Raw genomic sequence first — 24,495 nt, 5'->3', positions numbered from 1 at the left:
ATACTTTAGAATTACATGAAATTTTTATTTGTTTTATGTAATATATTGGACATTTCAAGTTGACATAAAACTCTAATTATAATAAACTTAGAGTATAAATTAAATAGAAGACTCAGGTGCCTTTATAGGTGAAAAGGGAATGCGGTTAAACTCCGCAGCAGCCCCCGCTACTGTATTTGATGATGAACTTTAGTTACCACTCTTAAAAGAGGAAGGTTAAAGTAAATATGAATCATAAGCCAGGAGACCTGCCTGATTGTTATTATATGCTTTCGGAGGGAGAGAAACTTTTAGTGTGTTTAACCTCAGCTTAAGTTGAGGTTTTTATGTTAAAGGCAGTTAGCTTTCTAAAGCTTACTGCCTTTTGGTTTTAATATAGATATGTGTGTATTAATTAAAAGTAAACTTTTTATTATATTTAGGAAGTTTTGGGAGGAGTAATTGTTATGGCAAAAATTATGATTCAGGGAACTGGTTCTTCTGTAGGAAAAAGTATAATTGTTTCAGCCCTTTGTAGAATATTTAAACAAGATGGTTATTCAGTGTGTCCTTTTAAATCTCAAAATATGTCATTGAATTCCTATATAACATTAGATGGCAAAGAAATGGGACGGGCTCAGGTACTTCAGGCTTATGCAGCTGGATTGCAGCCGGAAGCATATATGAACCCTATATTGTTAAAACCAACTTCAGATAAGAAATGCCAAATCATAGTTAACGGAAAAGTGTATGGCAACAGCACTGCTATGCAATATCATAATATGAAGCTGGAATTTAGGGATATGCTTAAAGAACACTTTGAAAAGATGGAGAAGAAATTTGACATAATAGTAATGGAAGGGGCAGGAAGTCCTGCAGAAATAAATTTAAGAGATAGAGACATTGTGAATATGGGTATGGCAGAATCAGTAGATGCACCAGTACTTTTAGCAGGAGACATAGACAAAGGAGGAGTATTTGCATCCATTGCAGGAACAATGTTGCTTTTTACAGAGGATGAGAAAAAAAGAGTAAAGGGTACTATAATAAATAAATTTAGAGGAGACAAAGATATACTGGAGCCTGGCCTTAAGATGCTTGAGGATATAGTAAAGGTACCTTGCCTTGGCGTCATACCTCATTTTAGATTGGCCCTTGAGGATGAAGATGGAGCTGTAGAATTCAATAAAAAGGTTACAGCACCTATTGACATAGCTGTAATAAAGCTGCCTCATATATCTAATTTTACAGATTTAGATGCACTTAAAAGTGAAGAAGACGTTTCCGTAAGATTTATAACATCTGTAGAAGAGTTTGGGAATCCGGATTTAGTCATTATTCCAGGAAGTAAAAATACTATAGAAGATTTACTTAAAATTAGGCAGTGCGGCCTTGAAGACCGTATAAAAGAATATAGTAAAACTGGACTTGTCATAGGACTGTGCGGTGGATATCAAATGCTTGGTAAAGTCATAGAAGATCCTTATGGAGTGGAGACAGATGTAGGAAAAGTAGAAGGTATAGGACTTTTGGACATAGAAACTATATTTGAAAAAGAAAAAGTTACAACTAGAGTAAATGCAAAAAGCGAAATTGACTTCCCAATGAAAAAGGACGGCGAATCCTTAACTAATAGAAAATTGGATGTATACGGATATGAAATACATATGGGAATATGCAAATATGGAAAAGATGCAAGACCATTATTTAATATAACTGATAAAAATGGTAAAAAGGTTGACACAGAAGATGGTGCCATAAATATGTCAGGAAATGTAATTGGATCTTATATACATGGAGTTTTTGATGGAATTGACTTTAGAGAATTCATTGTGAATAAAATAAGGGAAAATAAAGGATTAGGGTATAAAAAATCAAAAGCATATGAAAATCTCAGAGAAGGAGAATTGGATAAGTTAGCAAGCATAGTGCGAAAGAATTTAGATATAGATAAGATATATAGTATTATGGGCATTAAAAGATAATAATTAATATTAGAAAAGAGGGGTTAAATTTGTCCAGTTCTTTTGTATTTATGAATTTAATAGATATTGTGATAGCAGTTGTAATTGATTGGATAATTGGAGATCCCTATTGGTTTCCCCATCCCGTTATATATATAGGAAAACTTATATCTTATTTAGATAAAAAGGGAAGAAAGCTTTGTAAAAAAAATGAGAGCTTAAAGGCCTTTGGTGGTTTGATAGTATTTCTAGTAGCAATGGTTAGTTTTATTGTGCCTTTTGCAGTGCTGATGCTTTTAAGAAAAAATGTTATTTTATATAACATATTAAATACATTTATTATTTGGACAACTATTTCTGCTAAATGCCTTGCTGTAGAGGCGAAAAAAGTATCCTATGCCCTTAAAAAAGAAGATATTGAAGATGCAAGGACCAAGCTTTCTTATATAGTTGGAAGAGATACATCCTCTTTAAGCAGTCAGGAAATAATAAGGGCAGATGTGGAAACTGTGGCGGAAAATACTTCCGATGGAGTAATAGCACCACTTATATATGCAGCTATTTTTGGAGCACCACTTGCTATGCTTTATAAGGGGATAAATACCATGGATTCCATGCTTGGATATATGAATGAAAAGTATAGGTACATAGGATTTTTCCCTGCAAAGGTAGATGACGTATTTAACTTTATACCTTCTAGAATTACAGGGGTACTTATGTGTATATCAGCTTTTGTAGTAAAAGGAAATCCTTTTAAGTCTTTTAAAATAATGATAAGGGACAGGAAAAATCACAAGAGTCCTAACTGTGCCTATCCTGAGGCAGCAGCAGCTGGGGCTATGAGAATACAGCTTGGTGGCACAAATGTTTATTTTGGCCAAGTAGTATATAAACCTACTATAGGGGATAAACTTATGGAACTAAGTTTTAAACATATAGGACAGTGCATAATAATTATGTATTTTACTGAAATACTTTTTATGATTTTATGTGGAATAGTTATAATTGGATTACCCAGAGCGTAATTTAGAAAATTAATGATATAGGGATGTGTTATTATGGAACATGGTGGAGATATATATACAGAGGGACTTTTAAAGGGAAGAAAGCTTTTGGATTTCAGTTCAAATATAAATCCACTAGGAGTACCTTTAAGTTTCAAAGAAAATATAGAGAAAGCATTAAAAGATGTAGAAAAATATCCTGATGTGGAGTATAGACAACTTAAAAATTCAATAAAAGAGTACATAAATTTCTCGTTAAGTTATTTTTATATTGAAGAAGAAAAAATATCAAGCAGCATGGAAGATACAAACATTGTATTAGGCAATGGAGCTGCAGAAATAATAGATCTTGTAATAAGTTCTTTTAAAAGCATCTGCATTGTAGTACCTTCTTTTATAGAATATGAAAAAAATGCAGCAAAATGGAACTGCCAAATAATACATTCACATTTAAAAGAGAATATGGAGTATGATTATAAAGATATCAGACAAAAAATCACAAAGTCAGAAGCATTAATTATAGGTAATCCCAATAACCCAAATGGCGGCGTAATAGATAAAGAGAAGTTTAAAGAAATACTTGATTACTGTGAGGAAAATCATAAAACAATAATTATAGATGAAGCTTTTGTGGAGTTTACAGGAAAAAGAGGATGTTCTTTTTTAAGGGAAGTTCAGAAATATAAATGTGTATTTTTAATCAGAGCTCTTACTAAATTTTTTGCACTTCCGGGAATAAGAATGGGATATGGTCTTTGTAAAAATAAAAATTTAATAAAAAGTATAAAATCCAAACAAAATCCATGGAACATAAACTCTTTTGCGGAAATAGCAGCTGAGAATGTTTTTAAAGATAAGAAATACATAGAAGACTCCATTTGCTGGATAGAAAAAGAAAGAAAATTTATGATAGATGAGTTAAAAGAAATCCCTTTGTTTGAAAAAGTGTATGATAGCTACAGCAATTTTGTATTATGCAAAATGAAATATGAAGATTGTGAGAAGCTATATGATAGATGTTTAAAGGAAGATATTCTCATAAGAAGATGCAGTAATTTTAAGGAACTTGATAGTAAATTTATAAGATTAGCAGTAAAAGATAGGCGGAGAAATGAAAGAATACTACAGGTGTTAAAAAAAATAAGTAAAGATGTAACTACTTAAGTTTTAAGGGGAGAAGGAGAGATGAAGGTAAACAATTTAGAAAATAATAATATGCTTGTGTCACTGCTATCTCCTAAAATAAAAGTAATTATATTAGGTGGAGGACATGCAGCTTACATTAAATCAAAAACCTTTTCAAAAAAAGGATGCCAGGTTTATATATTGTCTAAAAAGTTTATGGATGATTTTGAAAATATATCTGGTCTCTCTAATGTAAATATAATTAATGCAGAGTATGAAAAGAAGTATATAGAAGACAAGCACCTTGTGGTAATAGCTACAGATGATGTGAAAGTAAACAACAGCATAGCAGAGGATTGTAGAAAGTTATGTAAAATATATATAGATGCAACTAAGCCTGAAAATGGAAATTGCATTACACCCTGCCAGAGAAATACTAAAAATATTTCAATTGGGATAAATACAAAAGGAGTATCACCTGTAACTTCTGTATTTATTGCAAACAAGCTGGTAAATTATATAAAAGGCTATGATGAATTTGTAGAATTTACTTCTCATATAAGAAACAGCATTTGTAGTATAGATGATAAGAAAAAAATTATGAAGTTTATATGCACAGAGGATTTTTACTTTTTTTATAAAAAGGGAAAGGCCCTAGATGTAATAAATATGTTTTTTACAACAGCAAATTTAAGGATAACACAGGATGGTGATAACATTTGAATTTTAAAATTGCAACTCGAAAGAGCAAATTAGCCCAGACTCAAACTGAAATAGTAATGGATATACTGGAAAAAGATTATAATGCAAAATGTGAAAAAGTGCTTATAGAAACAATGGGAGATAAGAGACTTGACATAGCTTTAAACAAAATAGGTGGAAAAGGTCTTTTCTTAAAGGAAATTGAACTGGCACTTCTCAAAGATGAAGCAGATGCGGCAGTTCACAGTATGAAAGATGTACCTTTTGATGTGCCGGAAGATTTTGAAATAGCTGCTATTATGCAGAGAGAAGATGTAAGAGATGCCTTTGTATCTAAAGATAAAGTACCTTTTAATGAACTTCCTAGAGGAGCTAAAATAGGGACAAGTAGCAATAGAAGAGCAGAACAGTTAAAGATATTAAGGCCGGATATAGAGATAGCTCCTATAAGGGGAAATATACAGACTAGAATAAGTAAAATAGAAAGCCAAAATTTAGACGGTATAGTTTTGGCAGCTGCAGGAATTAAAAGATCTCACTTAGATGAACTAGTTACTGAGTATTTTAAAGTGGAAGATATGGTACCTGCAATTGGACAAGGAGCTCTCGGCATAGAAACAAAAAAAGATAGTAAAAATAAGAGCTTTTTCAGTAAATTAGACGATGAAAATACAAGAATTTGTGTAGAAGCTGAAAGAAGCTTTATGAGGACATTAAATGGAGATTGTCATTCCACCATAGGTGCTTATGCAAAAATAGATAAAGATACTATAAATATCATGGGAATGTTCATGGTAGGAAATAAACTTATAAAAAAAGATGTAACAGGGAACAAGGAAGATTATATGGTTTTAGGTGAAAAACTTGCAAAAATGATATTGAAAGCTTAAGGAGGATACTATGGGTAAAGTTTATCTTATTGGTGCAGGACCTGGAGATGAAGAACTTATAACTTTAAAGGCAGTGAGAAAACTAAGTGAATGTACTGCAGTTATGTATGACAGATTGGCAGGCCCTGGAATTTTAAAATATGTAAATGAGGACTGTGAAATATATTACTGTGGTAAGGAACCAGGTTGCCATTATAAAAATCAAGATGAAATAAATAACATGTTAGTTGAACTTGCTAAAAAGGGACATGTAGTAGGAAGAATTAAAGGCGGAGATCCCTATGTATTTGGAAGAGGAGGAGAAGAAGCACTGGCTCTTTTAAAAGAAAATATAGAGTTTGAGGTCATACCGGGAATAACTTCTCCAATATCAGCCTTAAATTATGCAGGAATACCTGTAACTCATAGAAAGGTAGCTCGAAGCTTTCATATCTTTACAGGAAAGACTGCTGAAAAGCTGGATATAAATTGGGAAGCTGCAGCTAAAATAGGAGGAACACTGATTTTCTTAATGGGATTTAGAAACTTGGAAGTAATATGCAGCAAGCTTAAGGAAAATGGTATGGATGAAAATACTCCTTGTGCAGTAGTTATGAGGGGAACTACTTCAAAGCAGAAAAAAGTTGTAGGAAAAATAAAAGATATAAAAGAAAAAGCTGAAGAGGCAGGATTAACTTCTCCCTGCATAATAGTCATAGGAGATGTTATAAAATTCAATGATCAGCTTGATTGGTATGAGAAAAAGCCTCTCTTTGGGAAAAATGTATGTATCACAAGATCAAAGGCCCAGTCTCGTGAAATGAGAGAAAAACTTCTTGATTTAGGAGCTCAGGTTACTGAAATACATTCTATAGAAATAAAATATACTTCAGAAAATATCAAAGAGTATTTAGATAAATTGCCGGAGTATGATTATATTATTTTCACCAGTGTAAATGGGGTGAATAGCTTTTTTGAAAGGCTTCTAACTGAAAATTATGATATTAGAAATATAAAAGGAAAATTTGCAGCTATAGGTCCTGCTACAGAAAGAGCCATAAAAAATAAGGGAATTATACCTGAAATAGTGGCAGAAAAGTTTGTAGCTGAAAGTCTCCATGATAAAATGAAAGGTTTCATAAGAAAAGGAGACAAAGTATTTATTCCAAGATCTAAAAATGCAAGGCCTTATTTGGCAGAAGCCTTGAGAGAAGAAGGCTGCATAGTAGATGAATGTTATACTTATGAGACAATAGCTGGTAGCTTAACTGATAAAAATTGTTTTAATGATGTAGATACAGTTATTTTTACAAGTCCAACTACAGTTAGAAACATGATAGAACTTGTAGGACTTTCTGCTATAAGGGAAAAGCAGGTAATTTCTATAGGACCTATAACAGGTAAAGAGCTGAAAAAGCATGATATAGATTATGAAATGTCTGAAGAATATACTACAGACGGAGTTATAAAACGACTATTAGAAGGGAAGTAAAAAACATGTTTAGAAGACACAGAAGACTTAGAAAGAATCCAATTATAAGAGATATGGTTAGGGAAACTGTACTCAATCCAAGCGATTTTATTTACCCATTATTTGTGGTAGAAGGAGAAAATATTAAAGAAGAGATATCTTCACTGGACAATAATTACCACTATTCTATTGACAGACTTCCTGAAGCTGTAAAAGAAATTAAAGATGCGGGAGTAAAGAGTGTAATTTTATTTGGAATTCCAGATCATAAAGATGAGGTGGCAACTTCAGCTTTTGAGGAAAATGGAATAATTCAAAAGGCAGTTAGAAAACTAAAAGAATTAGACTCAGAACTTTATGTAATTACAGATGTATGTATGTGTGAGTATACAAGCCACGGCCACTGTGGAATACTCAACGGACATGAAGTAGACAATGATGAAACACTTAAATATATAGCTAAAATAGCACTTTCTCATGCACAAGCTGGAGCAGATATGGTAGCACCATCTGATATGATGGATGGAAGAGTTGAGGCTATTAGAAACATATTAGATGAAAATGGATTTAAAAATGTAGCCATAATGGCTTACAGTGCCAAATACTGTTCTGCATTTTATGGACCTTTTAGAGATGCAGCGGATTCAGCACCTAAATTTGGTGACAGAAAGGGTTATCAGATGGATCCAGCCAATGTAAGAGAAGCTATGCTGGAAATAGAAGATGATATAAAAGAAGGGGCAGATATAATAATGGTAAAACCAGCTCTTCCTTATCTAGATGTAGTGAGACTTGCCAGGGACAAATTTGATTTGCCAGTAGCGGCTTATAATGTAAGTGGAGAATTTGCCATGGTTAAAGCAGCAGCTAAAGCTGGTCTTATAGACGAAAAAGCCATAGTAAAAGAAATGCTAACTTGCATAAAGAGGGCAGGAGCAGGAATGATAATTACTTATTATGCTCTTGACATATGCAGGTGGATTAAAGAAGACTTCAAGTAAAAAATGAAATAGGGTGATGGGTATTGAAAAGTATTATTGTATCATCAAACAGTAGTGGAGGCGGAAAGACTACAGTAACTATTGGACTTATGAAAGCACTTATGAAAAAAGGTTATAAAGTTCAAGGTTACAAAGTGGGACCGGATTATATAGATCCTGCATTTCATAGAAGTATAACTGGAACTAGTTCTAGAAATTTGGATTTATACCTTATGGGAGAAGAGGGAGTAAAGGCTTCTTTCAGTAGAGGAAAAGGAGACCTAGGAATAATTGAAGGTGTTATGGGATTATATGACGGCAAGGGGATAGACAGCAAGTATTCTACAGCTAATATAGCTGAGGTACTGGACTTGCCTGTGGTACTTGTTATGAGCCCTAAGTCTCAAAGTACTACCTTATGTGCTGAAATAAATGGAATAGTGAACTTTGAAAATTTAAATATAGCAGGAGTTATATTTAATAATATAGGAGATAGTTACTATAAACTTTTGAAAGCTGCTGTAGAAAAAAATTGCAATATAAAGGTATTTGGCTACATTCCAAAGGATGAAAGGCTTTCCCTTAAGAGTAGACATTTAGGACTTGTCCAAAGCAGTGAAGTAGGTGACTTAAATGAAAAAATAGACCTATGCAGTGAACTCATTTTAAAAAATGTGGATGTTGAAATGCTGCTGGGATGTTTTAAGGAAAACAAGAACTTTAAGGACGACTATCATATTGAAAATAGGAAGATAAGAACGGCAGTAGCTTACGATAAAGCCTTCAGCTTTTATTACAAGGAAAATATAGAACTTTTAGAGGAACTAGGTGAAACTACATTTTTTAGTCCCCTTGAAGATAAAAAGTTACCTTCTAATATAGATTTTTTGTACATAGGAGGCGGATATCCTGAAGTTTTTATAGAAGAGCTTAGCAATAATAGATCTATGATGGAAAGTATAAAAACAGAATTAAAAGCGGGACTTAGGTGCTATGCTGAATGCGGCGGACTTATGTATTTGACAGAGGGTATGGAAAATGTAGATAAAAGTGCTGTTTTTGATACAGTTGGATTTTTTAAAGGAAAGGCTCACATGACTTCAAGGTTACAAAACTTTGGATATGCAGAGATAGAAGTGGCTGAAAAAAATAACATTTTACCTTTAGGACTTAAAGTAAATTGTCATGAGTTTCATAAATCTTATATTGATTCACAGGAACAAAAAATTTACAACGTCACTAAAGATACTTACGATGGAAAAATAAAAAAATGGAACTGCGGCTATGTTAAAAACAATACTTTAGGAGCTTATGCCCATGTCCATTTTTTCGGAAACTTAGATATGTTACAAAAGATTTCAGGGGCATCAAAAAAATAAAAATAAAAAAGTTTTAAAAAATGCGTTACTATTTTTGTGTTTTTAGTGTCTTATATAGTAAAGGGTCAATTTAATAATTTTAAAAGTAAATTTGGGGGTATGTATTATGAGTTTATTTGAAGAAACTTTAAAGTGCATAGAGGGAAAAGATGAAGAGGCTGTAAAAAAGGCATGGAAAAGATTGGACAGCTTGACAAAACCTATAGGAAGCCTTGGAAAACTTGAAGAAATAGCTGCCAAGATGGCAGGAATTACAGGAAAAATACATAATAAAATAAATAAAAAAAATATAGTTATTATGTGTTCTGATAATGGAGTAGTAGAAGAAGGGGTAAGTAACTGTCCTAAAGATCTTACAGTAACAGTTACTAAAAATTTTGCAAGAGGTATAACAGGAGTTTGTGTGCTTTCAGATTTTGCCAAGTCTGACATAACTGTAGTAGATGTAGGAGTGGATTATGACTTTGATGATCCTAAAATAATAAATAAAAAAGTAGCCTACGGTACTAAAAACATGGTTAAAGGACCAGCCATGACTAGAGAAGAATGCATAAAGGCCATTGAAGCAGGAATAGAGTCAGTAGATGATCTTGTAAAAAAGGGATATAACCTTTTTGGAACAGGCGAAATGGGTGTAGGTAATACTGCCACTAGTTCTGCAATTTTAAGTGCAATCACAGGTTTACCAGTAGACCTTACAGTTGGAAAAGGTTCTGGAATAACAGATGAACAACTTAAAAGTAAAAAGAAAGCTGTACAAGCTGCTATTGATGTAAATAAACCAGATCCAAAAGATATTATTGATGTATTGTCAAAAGTAGGTGGGTTTGATATAGCAGGAATGTGCGGGTGCTTTTTAGGAGCTGCAAAAAATAGAGTACCTATTGTAATTGACGGATTTATATCTTCGGCAGCTGCCTTATGTGCTTTTAAATTAAACGAAAAGGTAGGAGATTATTTATTTCCTTCTCATCTTTCTGCAGAACCAGCTATAAGCTATGTGATGAGGGAACTGGGATTAAAGCCTATGTTAAATTTAGATATGAGACTTGGAGAAGGTTCAGGATGTCCTTTAGAGTTTTCAGTAATAGAGGCCGCACTTTATACTATGGACAATATGGCAACTTTTGAAGAAGCTGATGTAAAAAATTCAGATAAATTTATAGATATAAGGGAAAAGTAGTTTTTAACTTCATATAAGGAAATGGAGAATAGATTATTATGGATTATATAAAATCACCTATGGGAATAGAGAAAAGAAGTTTTGAAATAATAGGAGAAGAAATGGGAGAATGTAATTTCCCTGAAAGAGAACTTTCTATAGTGAAGAGGGTAATACATACTACAGGAGATTTTCAATATAAAGATATACTCTATATAAGAGAAGGAGCTGTAGATAGTGCCCTGGAACTTTTAAAAAAAGGTGTTACCATATATACAGATACAAATATGGCTGCAGCAGGAATAAATAAAAAGGCTCTTGCAAAGCTAAACTGCAAAGTAGAATGTTTTGTAAGTAGAAGTGAAATAGCAGATATAGCTAAAGAAAAAGAAATAACTCGTTCTATGGCAGCTGTAGAAAAAGCTGTAGAAGAAGGTGTGGAGTTTTTTGTATTTGGAAATGCCCCTACAGCACTTTATAAATTAAAGGAGCTTACTTTAGCCGGAAAGGCAAAGCCTAAATTTATAGTAGGAGCACCAGTAGGATTTGTAGGAGCTGCAGACTCCAAAGAGGAAATAGAAAAACTTGATGTACCTATGATAACTATAAGGGGAAGAAAAGGTGGCAGTAACATAGCAGCTGCTATAGTAAATGCACTTATGTATATGATAACTAGATAATTTAGCACTTTTAGGTGGTGATATTGTGCTTGACATGTATGTAAATTGTGATGGAAAAAGACTTAGATGTGGATATACTACAGGTTCTTGTGCGGCAGCAGCTGCAAAGGCTGCTTCCACTATGCTGTATTTTAAAACTGATTTAAAAGAAGTGAAAATAGATACTCCAAAAGGTATTGAACTTGTGATACCTATTGAAAAAGTAAAGCATGGAAAAGATTTTGTAGAGTGCTGTGTTTTAAAAGATGGTGGAGACGATATAGACATAACAAATGGCATAGAGATATGGGCAAGAGCAAATAAAATATCTAAAGGATATAGATTAAAAGGCGGCATAGGGGTTGGAATAGTTAAAGGTGAAGGACTATATGTGAAAAAAGGTGAAGCTGCTATAAACCCTGTGCCTAGAAAGATGATTGAAAAAGAAGTAAAAGAAGTACTTCCCGAAAACTCAGGTGTAGAAATAACTATATTTGTGCCCGAAGGTGAAAAAATAGCAAAGAAGACATTTAACTCAAGGCTTAATATAGTAGGAGGAATCTCTATACTTGGAACAAGTGGAATTGTAATGCCTATGTCTGAGGAAGCACTTAAACAGTCTGTGGAACTTGAGATAAATCAAAAGATAGCTAAAGGGTGCAAAGATCTTATACTTCTCTTTGGAAACATGGGAGAAAATATGGCAGCTAGTTTGAAGCTGGATAAAAACAAGATGGTTATAATGTCTAACTATGTTGGCTTTGCACTGGGATGCTGTATGAACAAAAACATAAAGAAAGTACTTGTAATTGGACATATAGGTAAGATGAGTAAAATTGCTTCAGGATGTTTTAACACCCACAGCAGGGTATCAGATGTAAGACTTGAGACAATGGCACTGGAACTTGCTTTAATGGGAGAAGACTTGCAACTTGTAAAAAAAGTGTATAATGAAAAAACTACAGAAGGAGCTGTGGAACTTCTAGGAGATGGATATGACGAGCTTTATGAAAATATAGGTATTAAGGTAAAAAATAGAATAGAACAGTACACCTATAATTCAATCGAAGCAGATGTTATAATGTATTCAATGAAAAGAGGAGTTCTCTACAGCAGTCTTTCTAAGTAAAATTTTAATAGTAGGTGTGGTTATGAATACAAAGGTTTTTATAGTAGGCATAGGACCTGGAAATAAAGATTACATACTTCCAAAGGCTGCAGCTGTAATGAAACAGTCGCAGGCTATATTGGGTTTTGAAAGAGCAGTAGATAGTTTGGACTTTATAGAAGGCAATAAGATAAAGGTAAAAAAGTTAACGGATATACTTGATATTTTGCAATCTGGAAAATATGAAAGCGTATCTGTTACAGCTTCTGGAGATCCACTTTACTATGGTATAACAGAGTATTTAAAAAAGAATTATGATGGTGACATAGAAGTTATTCCAGGTATAAGCTCTTTTCAATATATGATGGCAAAAGTAAAACTTAGCTGGCAGGGAGCCTTTTTAGGAAGTCTCCACGGCAGAGAGGAAGATTTTTTAGGCATAGTGAAGGAAAATCATATTTCTATATGGTTTACAGATAAAAAACATTCACCAGATTATCTGTGCAGCATTCTAGAAGAAAATGCTGTAGATGCAGTAGTGCATGTAGGAGAAAATCTTTCTTACGAGGATGAGAAAATCACTTCAGGAAGTGCTGCAGAGCTAAAAAATAAAGACTTTGGAGGTCTTTGTGTAGTTGTAATTGAAAATAAAACTCTATAAAAGTGGGAGAAATTTTTATGAGATATATAAAAGATGATGAATTTATAAGAGGAAACTGTCCCATGACAAAAGAGGAAATTAGAATACTCAGCATTGCAAAACTTGGCGTTGAGTCAGATTATAGGGTGCTGGATGTAGGTGCTGGGACAGGTTCTGTAAGTGTGCAGATGGCTAAGATATGCTCTAAGGGACAGGTAGTTGCCATTGAAAAAAATGAAGAAGCACTTTCTGTAATTGAAAAAAATATAGAAAAATTCAATGTAAACAATTTAACAGTTGTAAAAGGAGAAGCACTTGAAGTAGAGAGCAGTATAAAGCCTTATTTTGATGCTGTATTTATAGGCGGCAGCGGAGAAAATATAGAGGAAATAATAAAGAGATATGGTGCAAAGCTAAAAGAAAATGGAAAAATGGTGCTCAATTTTATAACCTTAAATAATTTATATAAAACTTTGGATACTTTAAAAAGTATGAATTATGAAGTAGAATGCATACAAGTATCAATAAACAAGACCAGGGCAAATAGCTATATGATGACTTCTAATAATAGTATATTTATAGTAAGTGCAATTCGTAATTTATAATTTGTTAAATAACAAATAACAGATAATGACAATTTATCTTCTAATATCACAAAACATTAAAATTATAGATTTGCTGAGGTGCGAAGGAAGTCATCATTATTTGAACTTTGATATTTGGACTTTAAACTTTGTATTATGTAGTGAGGATGTGAAAACTTATGGAAAAAGATACCTTAAAGATGGGTACTCTCTATGGTATAGGAGTTGGACCTGGAGATGAAGAATTACTGACGCTAAAAGCTGTAAATGTAATAAAGAAATGTGAAGTAATAGTTGCACCTTCAGCAAAAGATGGAGATAGAAGCATAGCTTTTGATACAGCTAAAAATTTTGTAGATGAAAGTAAAGAAGTTATAATAAAACACTTTCCAATGGGTGGAAAAGAGCAGGAAGGAAAGATATTTGAAGCTTTTAAGACTATAGAGGAAAGATTAAATGAAGGTAAAAATGTTGCATTTTTGACTATAGGTGACCCTTTTGTATACAGCACCTATATATATCTTTTGGAGCATATTAAAAACAAGGGGTATAAAACAGAAACTGTGCCTGGAATAACATCTTTTTGTGCTGCTGCAAGTCTGGCAGGACAGAGCATTGTTATAGGAGATGAAAGGGTCTTGATCCTTCCTGCATCTCAGGTAGATAAGATAACAGATGAAAAATTTGTAGTAATAATGAAAGTGTATAGAAAAGAAGAAAATGTGTTAGATGTATTAGAAGAAAAAGGATTCAAGTATGTATGTGTAAAGAGAGCTTATAGAGAAGGACAAGAAATACTTAAAAATAGAGAAGATATACTAAAAAGCAGAGATTATATGTCTCTTATAATAGCCCAAAGAGATTAAAGGAGGAAGAACATGACAAATAAAGTTTACTTTATAGGAGCAGGACCGGGAAATGCTGATTTAATAACAGTTAAAGGAAGAGATATATTAAAAACTGCAGATGTGGTTATATATGCAGGTTCACTCGTAAGCAAAGATCATTTGGAATACTGTAGAGTTGGAGTAAAAATATATAATTCTGCTTCCATGACCTTAAATGAAGTTATCGATGTTATAAAAAAATATCATGGAGAAGGAAAGAAAATAGTTAGACTGCATACAGGAGATCCAACCATATATGGGGCTATAAGAGAGCAGATGGATGAACTAGACAAGCTTGGAATAGATTATGAAGTTGTTCCAGGAGTAAGTTCCTTTACGGCTGCAGCAGCTGCTATAAACAGAGAATTTACCCTGCCAAGTATAAGCCAAACTATAATTCTTACAAGAGTAGAGGGAAGAACTCCCGTACCAGAGAAAGAAAATTTGGAAAGATTAGCTTCTGTAGGAGCTTCCATGGCACTGTTTTTGTCTGTAAGCATGATAGACAAGGTAGTGGAAAAATTAAAGAAAGGCTATGGTAGAAATGTGCCTATAGCAGTTATTCAAAAAGCTACCTGGGAAGATGAAAAGTGTGTTATAGGAACTTTGGATGATATTGTAGAAAAAGTAAAGAAGGAAAATATAACAAAGACAGCGCAGATACTTGTAGGAGATTTTATCAATTGCAAATATGATAAAAGCCTTTTGTACGATGAAAATTTTACCCATATGTTCAGAAAGGCAAAAAATGAAAATAGCGGTAATTAGCGTTACAACTGCAGGAGATAAAATAAGTGATAAGATAAAAAAGCATTTTCCTATAGATCTTTATTCTAAAAATAATATGGAAGGTTTTAAACTTAAAGATGCAGCGGAAACTGCCATGTCAAATTACAAGGCAGTTGTATTTATAAGTTCTACGGGTATAGCTGTAAGAGCCATAGCAAGCTTTATAAAATCAAAAGATAAGGATCCTGCAGTAGTTGTCATAGACAGTTCCTGTAAATTCATAATCAGCCTTTTAAGTGGTCATTTAGGCGGGGCAAATGAACTTACATGCAAATTGGCAAATATCCTTAAAGCTGTTCCTGTAATAACTACAGCTACGGACAATATTGGGGTAAAAGCACCGGATGTTTTTGCAAAAGAAAATGGACTCATTATAAATGATTTAAAAGATGCTAAATACATAGCTGCCCTTTTGGTGGAAGGCAAAAAAGTAGGATTTATAGATGAGGATAAATTGTTGGATGCTCCCAAAGGTTACAGCATCAATTCAGACGATATACAAGGACTTTTGTATGTTACAAATAAATGTAAAGCCTTTGGCAAGGAAAATTTTAGAGATATAAAAACATTAAAACTCATAAGAAAAAATATTGTGCTGGGAGTTGGCTGTAGGAAAAATTTCGATTCGAAGCAGATGATAGAAACAGTTAAAAAGCTGCTTTTAGATTATAATATAGATGAAAGGGCTGTAAAGTATATTTCTACTGTGGAAATAAAGGCAAAGGAAGAGGCCATATTAAAACTTGCAGAATATTTCAAATGTGATTTGAAAATCTATTCTATAGAAGATATAAAGAAGGTACATCACAACTATAAAGGCAGTGACTTTGTTGAAAAAACCATAGGTGTAAGGGCAGTGTGTGAGCCTTGCACAGAACTTACGGGAGCATCTTTAATTACGGATAAAATAAAGGCAAATGGAATGACCTTGTGTATAGGTGAAGTACATCAATGAATCTTACTTAGTGGGAAAAGCAGATATCTCAAATCTTTGATTTGATGATAGTCGCTTTCTCTTTAGAGTTTTGTTTCTCCCACTAAGTTTAGATGAATTATCTAGGGGCGTAGCTACTGTTATCTCCCACTTTGATAGAAGTGGGAGTGTTACAGTAGGTAGCCATCAGATAAAAAAATTATTGATTTAAAAATTGTGCATTGTAAATTGTGAATTGTGCACTGGATAAAGGATGTGTGTAAAATGGGTAAACTTTATGTAGTAGGAATTGGACCAGGTGGATATGAAAATATGACTTTACGTGCTGTAAAGGTAATAGAAAATAGTGAAATAATTGTAGGATATACTAAGTATATAGAGATGATAAAAGATCTAATTAAAAATAAAGAGGTAATTTCAACAGGTATGAGAGCTGAAGTGGAGAGATGTAAAAAAGCACTTGAACTTTCAAAAGACCACGTAGTTTCCATAGTGAGTACAGGTGACCCAGGAATATATGGTATGGCAGGGCTCATCTTAGAAATGAGAAAAGATGAAGATGTAGAAGTAATTCCAGGACTTACAGCTTCTTCTGCAGCAGCTTCCATAGTTGGAGCACCTCTTATGCATGATAACTGTAACATAAGTTTAAGTGATCTTATGACTCCCTATGAGCTTATAAAAAAGAGAATTGAACTTGCAGCTTCTGGAGATTTTGTAATATCACTTTATAATCCTAAAAGTAAGGGTAGACCTCATTATTTAAAAGAATGTATTGATATTGTGAAAAAATACAGGAAAGGCGATACCCCTATAGCCGTAGTTAAAAATGCACTTAGAGAAGGTCAGGAGCATAAGCTTTTTACACTTGATTCTTTTGATGATAGCGTAGTTGACATGATGTCTGTAGTTATAATAGGAAACAGTAACAGTTATATAAAAGATGGGGTATTTATAACTCCCCGTGGTTACAAAATTCCACAGTAGAATTAAAAACTATTCTTAAAAGAGGTGATAAGATTTGAAGGAAGCAAAAAGAGGAATACTTGTGGTAAGTTTTGGTACGAGCATATTGGAAACACTTAAAAACTGTATTGAAGACACGGAAAATGAAATTAAAAATGAATTTAAGGGATATGCAGTTAGAAGAGCTTTTACCTCCGGAATAATAATTAAAAAATTAAAAAATCAAAAGGGAATTTATATAGACACAGTGCCTGAGGCCCTGGATAAAATGAAAAATGAAGGCTTTAGAGAAGTTTATGTTCAGCCACTACATATAATGCCAGGAGATGAATATGACAAGGTAGTTCGCTGTATAAATGAATATCAAGGGTCTTTTGGTAAACTGGTTTTAGGTCGCCCTGTACTTTATAGGCAAAGCGATTATGTAATAGCTGCAAGGGCATTAGAAAAGCAGCTTCCACCTCTTAGTCAAAATGAAGCTGTAGTGTTAATGGGACATGGCTCTTCGCATCATAGTAATTCTAGTTATGCTCTTTTTCAATATGTATTAGATGATTTGAAAATAAGAAATATTTTTATAGCTACTGTAGAGGGGTATCCTGAAATTGATAATGTAATACCTAAGCTGAAAAAAAACAATATTGAGAAAGTAACATTAATGCCTTTTATGTTAGTAGCAGGAGATCATGCCACAAATGACATGGCAGGTGAAGACAAGGATTCTTGGAAACAAATACTTGAATCTAAAGGATTTGAAATAGATACATATCTTCATGGACTTGGAGAAAACAAGGCTTTTCAGAAGATATATGTGCAGCACATTAGAGATTGTATAGAAGGCAATCCTCTTATGGATGAAAAGATGAAAGTTAGAATGTAAGGAGATTTTCATATGATAGGATTAATTCTTGGAACTTCTGAAGGTAGAAAAATACTTTCTTTGCTAAATGAATTTACTTCTGATATATTTGTATCTACAGCAACGGAATATGGTGGAGAGCTTCTTAAAGAATATAAATATGCTTATATGAATAATAAACCACTTGATCTTCATGATCTTATAAGTGAATTAAGGGAAAAAGGTGTAAAAGTACTAGTGGATGCCTCACATCCTTATGCAGTGGAAGTTACTAAAAATGTAATTAAGGCATGCAATGAGCTAAATATACAGTATATAAGATATGAAAGGCCCTCTTGTATAGAAAAATTTAAAAATGAGGCTAAAGTTGTAGAAGTAGAGGATTATAATGAGCTTAAAGTGAAGCTTAAAGAGATAAAGGGAACTATATTAAATACTACAGGTAGTAAGAGCTTAGATAAGGTGTTGGGCCTAAACCTTAAAAATAGAATAATTTATAGAGTTTTACCTTCTGTTAAAGTTATAAAGGAATGTAATGACAGAAAAATAGACCTAGGGGATATAATTGCCTTAAAGGGGCCTGTCAGCTATGAACTAAATTGTGCCTTTATAAAAGATTATGAAGCTGAAGCCATGCTGCTTAAAGACAGTGGAAGGGAAGGCGGAACTTATGAAAAAATAAGAGCCTGTCTGGATTGTGGAATATATGCTTTTATAATTGGAAGAAAAAAAATGAATTATGATAATATTAATGTTTTTTACAATGTAAATGAACTTGTGAAATATATAAAGACAATAAAAAATTTGTAAAGGGTGTATTTTATGGAGACTTCAACAATTTATCCTGGAAGTTTTGGAGAGATACTTCAGGGAAAAATAGAAAATAGAGATCTTTTATTGTCTTGTCCAGTAAATATTTATACTAAAGTTAAGCTTATAGAATGTAATAATCCCATAAGGAAAAGGTACTTAAAGAAGTCTTCTAGTTTTTTGTACAATATTCTTAAATCCTGGGGATATGAAAAGTATTTTGATAGTCTAGATATAGAAATAAACTCCGAGATTCCATATGGAAAGGGACTTGCCAGTAGTACGGCAGATCTTTGTGGAGTTTATTATTGTCTTATTAATATGTTTAATAAAAAATTCAATGAGGTAGAACTTGTGAAAAACTGTATAGATATCGAACCTACGGATAGTATAGTATTTAATAAGATGACTTTATTTGATTACAAAAGTGGTAATTATAAATTCACCATAGGAGATTATTTATCTTATAATATACTTGCTTTTGAAGGAGATAAAACAGTAGATACAGTTGAATTTAATCACAAAAATTTACCTAATTTATGTGATGTTAAAGACTTAGTTCCAATACTTAAAGAAGCAGTGAAAGAAAAAGATTTACATAAGCTAGCCTATGTATCAACTGAAAGTATAGTGAAAAATCAGGAGCGGCTTTATTATGACTTTTTAAACTTAGTGATGGATATAAAAGAAAAAACTTCAGGCCTTGGAATAATAGGTGCACATAGTGGAAATGTTTTAGGAATAATATATGATGATGCAGAAAAGTTTAAATTTGAAGAAAAGTTCCTAGGAGGATTAAATTTAAAAAATATAAAGATATATAAAGTAAAGGCTTTAAGTGAAATTTTACTGCCAGTGGAATGTATTTAGTATGATTATGTGATTGAAAAAATTCTATTTATAATAATTATTGACATAATATATGCATACTAATAAACTTAAAGTAAGAGAAAGAATTTAGGCATTTGAAAGAAAATAACTTATTATAAGGAAGAGGGTTGTTTGTTATGGATAAAGGATATATTCAAGTTTATACTGGAAACGGAAAAGGTAAGACTACGGCTTCACTAGGTTTATCTCTTAGAGCTGTATGTGCTGGTAAAAAAGTATTCTTTGGACAATTTGTTAAGGGAATGGAGTACAGCGAGTTAAAGGCAAAAGAATATTTACCTAATTTTACATTAGAACAGTTTGGAAGAAATTGCTTTATATGCGGTAAACCAAGCAAAGCTGATATAGAAGCAGCTAAAACTGGACTTAAAAAAGTTGAAGAAATAGTTACAAAGGGAGATTATGATGTAGTAGTATTGGATGAAATAAATATAGCTATATTTTATGAGCTATTTACAGTAGATGAAGTTTTGCAAATTTTAGATAAAAAGCAGGAAAAGACTGAAGTAATACTAACTGGAAGATATGCAGATAAGAGAATAATAGAAAGAGCAGATTTAGTTACAGAAATGAAGGAAATAAAGCATTACTATACTGAAGGGGTTCCAGCAAGAGTTGGAATAGAGAATTAACCTATAGAGTTTCTAAACAAAAAATCAACTTATACAGGTCATGTAATGACAAATTTTAGCACCATAAAAACTTTTAATAAGTCTAGAGCTTGGTATTTTGAAAATCTAAGAACCTTAGCTAAACTCGTGCCTCAAACATATCTAAGTTCCTAAGATTTTCTAAAATACCTCGCTAAGACTTATGGAAAAGTTTTTAAAGGTGCTTTCAATTTTGTCATTACATTTTATGTATAAGTTTAAATTTTAGTTAGAAGCTCTATATAAAGTTTACAAAACAATAGCATTTCTAAGATTATCAATTAAAACTATTCGATGAGCAATTTCTTACAACCTTCAGCTCGTTAAATTTTTCCCTAAGACTTATATACAAAGTATTTAAAAGAGCTTCACTATTGTAAAAATATTTCTACGTATAAGTTGATTTTTAAGTTAGAAGACTTATATAGAGTTTTTAGCTTAGTCGCAATATAAGGTTTACAAAATAGTGATATCAGTTTATAATTGATTATGAGAATTAATATCAATTATAAATTGAGGAGGAATTAATTTATGAGTATTTTAGTAGTAGGAGGAGACCGACTTGGAAATATAGAAGATAAATTGAGAGAAAAGGGATTTAATGAAATTGGCCATGTTACAGGAAGAAAAAAAGGTGATAGAAAAATAAAAATTCACGAAAATACAGATTTGGTATTGGTGCTTATAGATTATATAGGACATAATATGGCTAACATAATAAAAGAAAGATCAAGGAGAAATAATGTAGAAGTAATGTTTTGCAAACGTTCCTGGCCAAGTATAAGAGAGAATATAGAAAATTATACTACAAAAATAGTAAACCAATGAGCTTAAGATATGCGTAAGTATTTAAATTTATAAATACCTAAACATATCTGAGAACATAGAAAGTTATTTATTGAATAACCTTTTACCTATAATAACAACTAAAAGCAATACAACTGAAGTAATTGCTATAGTACCACCAGGGGCACTATTTATATAATAGGACAAGAATAATCCAATCATTATATCTAGAAATCCAAATATTATTGAAAATAAAAATGTAATTTTAAATCCTTTGTGAAGTTGAAGGGCTGCAGCCACGGGCATAGCTATCATGGATGAAATTACAAGAATCCCAAGAATTCGTATAGAAACAGAAATTGTAGCACCTACCAAAAGGGCAAATATGTAATTTATAAGCTTTACTTTTATTTTGCACACTTTTGCTCCATTTTCATCAAAGGTTATATACAATAATTCATTATGTAAAAGAGTTAAAGTTATAACAGAAATTATGCTTAATATAACTACTGTGTAAATGTCATTTTCAGATACAGTAAGTATACTTCCAAAAAGAAAGGAGTTTACATCTGCATTGGCTTTTCCAGTACTTATAAGTACAATGGCAATACCAACGGATAATGTAAGGACTATAACAAGTATTAATTCAGCGTATTTCTTATAATAATCTCGTAAAAACTCTATTACGAGTCCTGCAATGGAAGTAAATATAAAAGCAGTTAGTATTGGATTGAATCCGAAAACTAGACCTATTGCAACTCCAGCGAGGGATGAATGAGATAGGGTATCTCCAATCATAGAATATCTTTTTAAGACTAAAAATATGCCTACAGCAGGACAAAGTATAGATATAAATATACCTGCAATAATTGCATTTTGCATAAAACCGTATTGTAACATGATTTTCCTCCAGTAAAATTTAATTAAAATCAGATAGATTATGTACTTGTTGTTTGTATTCTTCAACAGTATACATTTTTAAATTGCCATCCTTCATGGTACAGATATGGGTAGAATTTTCCAGAGCAGCTTTTAAGTTGTGTTCTACAGCTAGAACCGTTATGGATTGGTGCCTATTTAAATGTTTTATTATACTGTATATTTCTTTTTGGCTTGGAACGTCTATTCCAGTAGAAGGTTCATCAAATATTAGGAGTTTAGGGTAGCCAATGAGAGCTCTTGCTATAAATATTTTTTGACGCTGGCCGCCAGAAAGATTCCCTATCAGTTTATTTTTAAAATCGCTCATTCCAACAGAACCAAGACATATATTTGCAGATTTTTTATTTTTTATTTTTAAAACTTTACTATGACATCTCATTAGTTCTGAAACTGTAATTGGAAATTCAGAATTAAAATTATCTACTATTTGAGGTACATATCCAATTCTTTCAGCTGCTATGTGTATACTGCCGCTTAAAGGACTTAACAGTCCTAAAATCAATTTTACAAGGGTGGTTTTAGCGCTGCCGTTTTCGCCTAAAATTGAAACATAGCTTCCGTCTTGAATATTTAAGTTTACTTTATTTATTAAATAAGGACATTTACCTGTATAGGAAAATGTCAGATCTTTAATTTCTATCATTAATGATTTCCTCCATTTATATTAAATGTACACGATAGGTGCAGTACATATAAGACCGACATATACTATTATATAACTAGTTGCGAACTAGTTGCAACTAAAATATTAATTTCTAATTCAATCTTTAATGTTTTTAATTGTGTATCTAGAATGGATGCTATCTAAAATAAAGTTTTTAGAAAAAATATTGAATAAAAAATGAAAAAAGTGTTGACTAATTGCTGATCAGGATATATAATATTAAATGTTGATTGCGAAAATTAAATATGGTCCCTTGGTCAAGCGGTTAAGACGTCACCCTCTCACGGTGAAATCAGGAGTTCGATTCTCCTAGGGACTACCAAAGATCAAAGAATGGCTTAACTACAATAGTTAAGCCGTTTTTATTTTTTGATTTAAGGTGTGCTTTTTTAAAATTTTACACCATTTTTACACCATAGTTTTAATGTCAGGTAAAATATCAGCTCATTTCTCTTTTTCTTTTTTTAAAACATGAGTATAAATATTAGCAGTTATTTCAATACTGCTGTGACCTAATAGCATAGAAATAGTTTTTAAAGGCATATTATTTTCAAATTGCTTAGTAGCATATGTATGTCTTAAAGCATGAAATTTTTTGTGAGGAATATTTAAGGACCTTAAGAATTTTGACCATGTTTTGTCCAAATTTCCAGCGTTAATTAAGTTACCTTGTTCACTTAGAAATATGTAGTCTAAGTTGTCTTTGCAATAGCTACTACCAGCTTTTAGTTTTTCCGATTTTTTAATTTTAATTGAAGCTTTGATTATTTCTACTAATGATGCTGGAAGTGGAATTGTTCTTTTAGAGTTTTTGCTTTTTGGTTCTTGAACTATAGTTTGTTTACTTTTTTTATTGTTATTATCAAAAATTGTAGTAGTTGCCACAGATCTTCTAATATGAATTTCTTTTAACTTATAGTCAATGTCATTTTCTTTTAAGCCAATTATTTCTCCACGCCTCATTCCTGTTGATAAAGAAAATAAAGCAATGTATTTAATTTTAGAGCTTTCAGCTTTAACTATTTTTGTTAGATCTTCATTATTGAATACAAGGATATGCCTTTCAGATACTTTATCTGAGTTCTCTTTTGGAATAGCAATCTTTTTCCCACTACATGGGTTCTTGAGAATATATCCACAGTCAACCGCATAATTTAAAAATTGTTTTAAAAATTTATTTACATAGTTAATTTGATTGCTGCTTTTGCCTTGCCTAAATAGCTTATTATAATATCTCTGTATTTGTATTGACTCCAATTTATCTAAACTCATACATCCTATAGGAGAATTTTCTATGTAATTTCTATGTAATTTCTATGTAATTTCTATATAATCCTTCATATCTTGCAAATGTAGTTGGTTTTATATTACCAGACATTTTTACAACTTCAAATAACCAACTTTTTAATGTTTGTGCAAGCCACATATTTTTTGTATCTTTTAAACCAGCATTCATGTTATTTATGTAGTCTAGTTTCTTTTTTTCAGCTCCTTTTCTACTTTTACCAACAAATTGTTTCCTAATTCTTTTCCCATCAGCATTCATACCAATATCATAGTTTATTCTATAATACTTTTTCCCATTAGAAATAAAGTTTGTTTTTGTTGCCATTTAAGTACCTCCTTGATATAATTTTTGTTCGATATAAAATTAAAAAATATATAGGAGACATTGCTCCTGATAAGATTTT

26 protein-coding genes, 1 tRNA gene and 1 riboswitch are annotated in these 24,495 nt (G+C 32.1%); of the genes, 23 read left to right on the top strand and 4 right to left on the bottom strand.

Annotated elements, in window-relative coordinates; all coding sequences use genetic code 11:
• Positions 1-97 precede the first annotated feature (97 nt).
• Positions 98-271: riboswitch (cobalamin riboswitch) on the top strand.
• Between the two features lie 175 nt (positions 272-446).
• The 22 genes from B5S50_RS05450 (at position 447) to B5S50_RS05345 (ending at position 21,240) form a co-directional block, all read left to right on the top strand.
• Entirely contained in the window at positions 447-1,964 is a 1,518-nt protein-coding gene (locus B5S50_RS05450) for a cobyric acid synthase (protein ID WP_217303296.1), read from the top strand.
• A gap of 50 nt (positions 1,965-2,014) precedes the next feature.
• Positions 2,015-2,968, top strand: coding sequence for an adenosylcobinamide-phosphate synthase CbiB (cbiB, locus tag B5S50_RS05445; protein ID WP_065076780.1), 954 nt, complete (start codon positions 2,015-2,017; stop codon positions 2,966-2,968).
• 33 nt (positions 2,969-3,001) lie between these two features.
• Positions 3,002-4,111, top strand: a complete 1,110-nt coding sequence (locus B5S50_RS05440; RefSeq protein WP_065076706.1) for a histidinol-phosphate transaminase — start codon at positions 3,002-3,004, stop codon at positions 4,109-4,111.
• A gap of 21 nt (positions 4,112-4,132) precedes the next feature.
• Positions 4,133-4,795 (top strand): NAD(P)-dependent oxidoreductase, encoded by a 663-nt coding sequence (locus B5S50_RS05435; RefSeq protein ID WP_065076705.1) that lies wholly within the window; start codon positions 4,133-4,135, stop codon positions 4,793-4,795.
• Entirely contained in the window at positions 4,792-5,664 is an 873-nt protein-coding gene (hemC, locus tag B5S50_RS05430) for a hydroxymethylbilane synthase (RefSeq protein WP_065076704.1), read from the top strand. Before B5S50_RS05435 ends, hemC begins: the two co-directional genes overlap by 4 nt.
• 10 nt (positions 5,665-5,674) lie before the next feature.
• Positions 5,675-7,135: a uroporphyrinogen-III C-methyltransferase gene (gene cobA, locus B5S50_RS05425; RefSeq protein WP_065076703.1), complete on the top strand. Its 1,461-nt coding sequence runs from the start codon at positions 5,675-5,677 to the stop codon at positions 7,133-7,135.
• Between the two features lie 5 nt (positions 7,136-7,140).
• Positions 7,141-8,115 carry a porphobilinogen synthase gene (gene hemB, locus B5S50_RS05420; protein ID WP_065076702.1) on the top strand — a complete coding sequence of 325 codons (975 nt, stop codon included), beginning with the start codon at positions 7,141-7,143 and terminating at the stop codon, positions 8,113-8,115.
• A 23-nt stretch (positions 8,116-8,138) separates the two neighbouring features.
• Complete coding sequence (locus B5S50_RS05415; RefSeq protein WP_065076701.1) at positions 8,139-9,473, top strand: cobyrinate a,c-diamide synthase; 1,335 nt, start codon at positions 8,139-8,141, stop codon at positions 9,471-9,473.
• Positions 9,474-9,579: 106 nt separating this feature from the next.
• The gene (gene cobT / locus B5S50_RS05410) at positions 9,580-10,656 is read left to right on the top strand and encodes a nicotinate-nucleotide--dimethylbenzimidazole phosphoribosyltransferase (RefSeq protein WP_023162145.1); all 1,077 of its coding nucleotides are present in this window, start codon (positions 9,580-9,582) and stop codon (positions 10,654-10,656) included.
• Positions 10,657-10,694: 38 nt separating this feature from the next.
• On the top strand, positions 10,695-11,315 hold the full coding sequence (locus B5S50_RS05405) for a precorrin-8X methylmutase (RefSeq protein WP_013239823.1): 621 nt from the start codon (positions 10,695-10,697) through the stop codon (positions 11,313-11,315).
• 25 nt (positions 11,316-11,340) lie between these two features.
• Complete coding sequence (gene cbiD, locus B5S50_RS05400) at positions 11,341-12,423, top strand: cobalt-precorrin-5B (C(1))-methyltransferase CbiD (RefSeq protein WP_217303295.1); 1,083 nt, start codon at positions 11,341-11,343, stop codon at positions 12,421-12,423.
• 22 nt (positions 12,424-12,445) lie between these two features.
• Positions 12,446-13,063, top strand: coding sequence for a precorrin-6y C5,15-methyltransferase (decarboxylating) subunit CbiE (cbiE, locus tag B5S50_RS05395; RefSeq protein WP_065076699.1), 618 nt, complete (start codon positions 12,446-12,448; stop codon positions 13,061-13,063).
• 17 nt (positions 13,064-13,080) lie between these two features.
• Positions 13,081-13,647 (top strand): precorrin-6Y C5,15-methyltransferase (decarboxylating) subunit CbiT, encoded by a 567-nt coding sequence (cbiT, locus tag B5S50_RS05390; RefSeq protein WP_217303294.1) that lies wholly within the window; start codon positions 13,081-13,083, stop codon positions 13,645-13,647.
• A 179-nt stretch (positions 13,648-13,826) separates the two neighbouring features.
• Positions 13,827-14,492: a cobalt-factor II C(20)-methyltransferase gene (locus B5S50_RS05385; protein ID WP_065076779.1), complete on the top strand. Its 666-nt coding sequence runs from the start codon at positions 13,827-13,829 to the stop codon at positions 14,490-14,492.
• Between the two features lie 12 nt (positions 14,493-14,504).
• Positions 14,505-15,281, top strand: a complete 777-nt coding sequence (gene cobM / locus B5S50_RS05380; protein ID WP_023162139.1) for a precorrin-4 C(11)-methyltransferase — start codon at positions 14,505-14,507, stop codon at positions 15,279-15,281.
• Positions 15,262-16,257 (top strand): cobalt-precorrin 5A hydrolase, encoded by a 996-nt coding sequence (gene cbiG / locus B5S50_RS05375; protein ID WP_217303293.1) that lies wholly within the window; start codon positions 15,262-15,264, stop codon positions 16,255-16,257. Before cobM ends, cbiG begins: the two co-directional genes overlap by 20 nt.
• 243 nt (positions 16,258-16,500) lie before the next feature.
• On the top strand, positions 16,501-17,223 hold the full coding sequence (gene cobJ, locus B5S50_RS05370) for a precorrin-3B C(17)-methyltransferase (protein WP_023162137.1): 723 nt from the start codon (positions 16,501-16,503) through the stop codon (positions 17,221-17,223).
• 34 nt (positions 17,224-17,257) lie between these two features.
• Positions 17,258-18,082 (top strand): sirohydrochlorin cobaltochelatase, encoded by an 825-nt coding sequence (locus B5S50_RS05365; RefSeq protein WP_065076696.1) that lies wholly within the window; start codon positions 17,258-17,260, stop codon positions 18,080-18,082.
• Between the two features lie 12 nt (positions 18,083-18,094).
• Positions 18,095-18,871, top strand: coding sequence for a cobalt-precorrin-6A reductase (locus tag B5S50_RS05360; RefSeq protein ID WP_065076695.1), 777 nt, complete (start codon positions 18,095-18,097; stop codon positions 18,869-18,871).
• A 12-nt stretch (positions 18,872-18,883) separates the two neighbouring features.
• Positions 18,884-19,741 (top strand): kinase, encoded by an 858-nt coding sequence (locus B5S50_RS05355; protein WP_122059954.1) that lies wholly within the window; start codon positions 18,884-18,886, stop codon positions 19,739-19,741.
• A gap of 137 nt (positions 19,742-19,878) precedes the next feature.
• Complete coding sequence (gene cobO, locus B5S50_RS05350) at positions 19,879-20,394, top strand: cob(I)yrinic acid a,c-diamide adenosyltransferase (RefSeq protein ID WP_023162133.1); 516 nt, start codon at positions 19,879-19,881, stop codon at positions 20,392-20,394.
• Between the two features lie 549 nt (positions 20,395-20,943).
• Entirely contained in the window at positions 20,944-21,240 is a 297-nt protein-coding gene (locus B5S50_RS05345; protein WP_065076693.1) for a DUF2325 domain-containing protein, read from the top strand.
• A gap of 63 nt (positions 21,241-21,303) precedes the next feature.
• Here the strand turns inward: B5S50_RS05345 and B5S50_RS05340 are convergent, their stop codons facing one another.
• Positions 21,304-22,098, bottom strand: a complete 795-nt coding sequence (locus tag B5S50_RS05340) for a metal ABC transporter permease (RefSeq protein WP_013239810.1) — start codon at positions 22,096-22,098, stop codon at positions 21,304-21,306.
• A 19-nt stretch (positions 22,099-22,117) separates the two neighbouring features.
• A complete protein-coding gene (locus B5S50_RS05335) occupies positions 22,118-22,783 on the bottom strand; it encodes a metal ABC transporter ATP-binding protein (RefSeq protein ID WP_065076692.1) in 666 nt (221 codons plus the stop codon).
• 268 nt (positions 22,784-23,051) lie between these two features.
• On the opposite strand from B5S50_RS05335, the gene B5S50_RS05330 reads away from it, so the two are divergent.
• Positions 23,052-23,126 (top strand) — tRNA-Glu (locus B5S50_RS05330).
• A gap of 122 nt (positions 23,127-23,248) precedes the next feature.
• On the opposite strand, the gene B5S50_RS05325 is transcribed toward B5S50_RS05330, so the two are convergent.
• Together B5S50_RS05325 and B5S50_RS21510 are read right to left on the bottom strand one after the other, a co-directional pair.
• Positions 23,249-24,076 (bottom strand): site-specific integrase, encoded by an 828-nt coding sequence (locus B5S50_RS05325; protein WP_254306716.1) that lies wholly within the window; start codon positions 24,074-24,076, stop codon positions 23,249-23,251.
• A 31-nt stretch (positions 24,077-24,107) separates the two neighbouring features.
• Positions 24,108-24,416, bottom strand: coding sequence for a hypothetical protein (locus B5S50_RS21510; RefSeq protein WP_254306715.1), 309 nt, complete (start codon positions 24,414-24,416; stop codon positions 24,108-24,110).
• Between the last annotated feature and the right edge of the window lie 79 nt (positions 24,417-24,495).

This window comes from Clostridium sp. 001 (genome assembly GCF_019056555.1).
Classification (GTDB): domain Bacteria; phylum Bacillota; class Clostridia; order Clostridiales; family Clostridiaceae; genus Clostridium_B; species Clostridium_B ragsdalei.
Note: the sequence above shows the minus strand (reverse complement) of the source record. Positions and strands in the feature narration are given on the sequence as shown.

What these genes read in the sequence shown, in the direction of transcription:
- B5S50_RS05450 (WP_217303296.1), top strand. Translation starts at nt 447, where the DNA reads ATGGCAAAAATTATGATTCAGGGAACTGGTTCTTCTGTAGGAAAAAGT.
- cbiB (WP_065076780.1), top strand. Translation starts at nt 2,015, where the DNA reads ATGAATTTAATAGATATTGTGATAGCAGTTGTAATTGATTGGATAATT.
- B5S50_RS05440 (WP_065076706.1), top strand. Translation starts at nt 3,002, where the DNA reads ATGGAACATGGTGGAGATATATATACAGAGGGACTTTTAAAGGGAAGA.
- B5S50_RS05435 (WP_065076705.1), top strand. Translation starts at nt 4,133, where the DNA reads ATGAAGGTAAACAATTTAGAAAATAATAATATGCTTGTGTCACTGCTA.
- cobA (WP_065076703.1), top strand. Translation starts at nt 5,675, where the DNA reads ATGGGTAAAGTTTATCTTATTGGTGCAGGACCTGGAGATGAAGAACTT.
- hemB (WP_065076702.1), top strand. Translation starts at nt 7,141, where the DNA reads ATGTTTAGAAGACACAGAAGACTTAGAAAGAATCCAATTATAAGAGAT.
- cobT (WP_023162145.1), top strand. Translation starts at nt 9,580, where the DNA reads ATGAGTTTATTTGAAGAAACTTTAAAGTGCATAGAGGGAAAAGATGAA.
- B5S50_RS05405 (WP_013239823.1), top strand. Translation starts at nt 10,695, where the DNA reads ATGGATTATATAAAATCACCTATGGGAATAGAGAAAAGAAGTTTTGAA.
- cbiE (WP_065076699.1), top strand. Translation starts at nt 12,446, where the DNA reads ATGAATACAAAGGTTTTTATAGTAGGCATAGGACCTGGAAATAAAGAT.
- cbiT (WP_217303294.1), top strand. Translation starts at nt 13,081, where the DNA reads ATGAGATATATAAAAGATGATGAATTTATAAGAGGAAACTGTCCCATG.
- B5S50_RS05385 (WP_065076779.1), top strand. Translation starts at nt 13,827, where the DNA reads ATGGGTACTCTCTATGGTATAGGAGTTGGACCTGGAGATGAAGAATTA.
- cobM (WP_023162139.1), top strand. Translation starts at nt 14,505, where the DNA reads ATGACAAATAAAGTTTACTTTATAGGAGCAGGACCGGGAAATGCTGAT.
- cbiG (WP_217303293.1), top strand. Translation starts at nt 15,262, where the DNA reads ATGAAAATAGCGGTAATTAGCGTTACAACTGCAGGAGATAAAATAAGT.
- cobJ (WP_023162137.1), top strand. Translation starts at nt 16,501, where the DNA reads ATGGGTAAACTTTATGTAGTAGGAATTGGACCAGGTGGATATGAAAAT.
- B5S50_RS05360 (WP_065076695.1), top strand. Translation starts at nt 18,095, where the DNA reads ATGATAGGATTAATTCTTGGAACTTCTGAAGGTAGAAAAATACTTTCT.
- B5S50_RS05355 (WP_122059954.1), top strand. Translation starts at nt 18,884, where the DNA reads ATGGAGACTTCAACAATTTATCCTGGAAGTTTTGGAGAGATACTTCAG.
- cobO (WP_023162133.1), top strand. Translation starts at nt 19,879, where the DNA reads ATGGATAAAGGATATATTCAAGTTTATACTGGAAACGGAAAAGGTAAG.
- B5S50_RS05345 (WP_065076693.1), top strand. Translation starts at nt 20,944, where the DNA reads ATGAGTATTTTAGTAGTAGGAGGAGACCGACTTGGAAATATAGAAGAT.
- B5S50_RS05340 (WP_013239810.1), bottom strand. Translation starts at nt 22,098, where the DNA reads ATGTTACAATACGGTTTTATGCAAAATGCAATTATTGCAGGTATATTT.
- B5S50_RS05335 (WP_065076692.1), bottom strand. Translation starts at nt 22,783, where the DNA reads ATGATAGAAATTAAAGATCTGACATTTTCCTATACAGGTAAATGTCCT.
- B5S50_RS05325 (WP_254306716.1), bottom strand. Translation starts at nt 24,076, where the DNA reads ATGAGTTTAGATAAATTGGAGTCAATACAAATACAGAGATATTATAAT.
- B5S50_RS21510 (WP_254306715.1), bottom strand. Translation starts at nt 24,416, where the DNA reads ATGGCAACAAAAACAAACTTTATTTCTAATGGGAAAAAGTATTATAGA.